Here is a 1,954-nt window from a genome sequence, read left to right on the forward strand (position 1 = left end):
AGCAGCGCCAAACATTTTCTTTGTAAATAATTATTAAGTTTAATGCCAAATCAATGTTTGGCTCCGTGGGACTCAGGAAAGTGGAGCTGTGTTCTGTCCTTAAGCATCATGCAGCTAACCGTTAGCGCCAAGCAAAATACACACCGAATGAAAATTTGATGAAAGCAAAAAGGAACATAATCAATTTCACACATAGAATTCTTGTTGTATTTAGCTTTATATTAAGCATTCTTGCATGCAATTCAAGCACCAACTCAAGACAAAAGTTGAATTCTATACTTTCTGATACACTTGACCTTCATCTAAAAAATGTTGAAATACAGATTGATTCAATTAATTCAGGAATATCAAGAGATTTAAGAATGGTTTTGCCAATAAGAGATTCGATTCAAATTGATTTTGACGGTTATTTTTATGGTGTTCCAGTGATTCTGATTCATAACAAACAGAATTTATATCTAGATACTTTAGAGACAGATGAAAGTCTTGGTTGGTCTTCTTCTGTGAAGTTTAAACGTGACAAGATTGAAAACTCTTTTGAATTAAGAATTTACGGCAACAGGTATGAATTCAAAGAACATAACAGCTACAATTTTATTCACATTTCTGACGTTAAAAACAAAGACCTTGAAATCGTTTATACGAATAAAGGATATATTTATGACTAATAAATGCCAGGCGCTAACAAACCGCAATAAAGCATATGGAGGTCAGCTTGTTTTGGAAGGTTTGTAGCTTCGGCAATCAGCGCCAAATCGTCGATTTGGCTTTAAAACGAAAAGTTAAAAACAAATACAACGCTTTGGCTCCGCTCATTTTGGAAAGTTAGTATGGTTAAATCTCCATACGCTTCATGCGGCAGGCCGTTGGCGGGCATACAAAAATGAAGAAACTAACATACATATTGATTTTATTCTCTTTGATTTTGGTAAATCAAAAAGCTCATGGTACTGCCCAGATTCCAGACTTCTTGATTTATAAAGGAGATACATTGTCTATATTTACAAACCCTCTGGAAAGTTACTTTGACAAAAAACCAAGACCAGACAAAGTATTCCAAAGATATGGATACAACTCAACTGCCTGTTGGCGGGGCTATATTGGTTATTGGGAACTTAGGAATGACAGCTTATTTTTAGTTGAACTACAAGGAGACAGTACTAAAATAGACTTATCACTCATTTTTAAAGACAGAGAAACAAATAAGAAAATACATGCAGACTGGCATAGTTCTTCGTTATTAAATCCATATGGTAAGCTCATTCATTACGAACACATGGGTTATGGTTCAATATATGAATATGAAAAGAGATTTGAGTTTACAAAAGGAATATTAACGGGCATTGTCCATTTGGACAACTCTAAATCCAGAAAGTCAAAATTTACGCAGGACAATAAACTACTGAGGGATTATATTTTAAATAATACAAATCACTCGCTGATTCCAGATTCAGTTAAAATGGCAAGGGTTTTTGTTCAAATTATCAGTGTTACTTCTGAAGGTAAGATTGATAGTGTAATTATAGCAAGGGGATTCAACAAGGACTTAGATGAAGAAGCCAAAAGGGTTGTGAAATCGATTCCTGATTGGGACGTTTTGTACAAACATGGTGAACCTTATAATTTACTCTGGAATATACCAGTAGTGTTTAAAAGAAATAAAAAAGTACGACCCGCCAACAAACCGCAATAGAGCATAAAGGGGGCAGCGCATCTAGGTCGGTTGGTAGCATCGGCGACCAGCACCAAATCACTGATTTGGCTTTAAAAATGAAAAGTTAAAAACAAATACAGTGCTTTGGCTCCGCTCAATTAGGAAAGTGTGTAAGGATAAATTCCTTTACGCTCCATGCGGCAGGCCGTTAGGCACCACCCAATATTTTTAAGCTCGATTCGAGGTATTTTTGGGATTCGTGACGCTTTCGAGGAATTTGCTGCTCACCCACGGGCCAGC

General features: G+C 36.1%; 2 protein-coding genes. Both read left to right on the top strand.

Translation table 11 applies throughout. The features are described from left to right. Positions 1–266: 266 nt before the first annotated feature. Positions 267–668, top strand: coding sequence for a hypothetical protein (locus ACSX1H_RS19190; protein ID WP_439185869.1), 402 nt, complete (start codon positions 267–269; stop codon positions 666–668). A 215-nt stretch (positions 669–883) separates the two neighbouring features. Next, complete coding sequence (locus tag ACSX1H_RS19195; protein WP_439185870.1) at positions 884–1,693, top strand: energy transducer TonB; 810 nt, start codon at positions 884–886, stop codon at positions 1,691–1,693. Positions 1,694–1,954 lie beyond the last annotated feature (261 nt).

It is taken from the genome of Carboxylicivirga taeanensis (assembly GCF_051851475.1).
Taxonomy (GTDB): Bacteria; Bacteroidota; Bacteroidia; order Bacteroidales; family Marinilabiliaceae; genus Carboxylicivirga; species Carboxylicivirga taeanensis.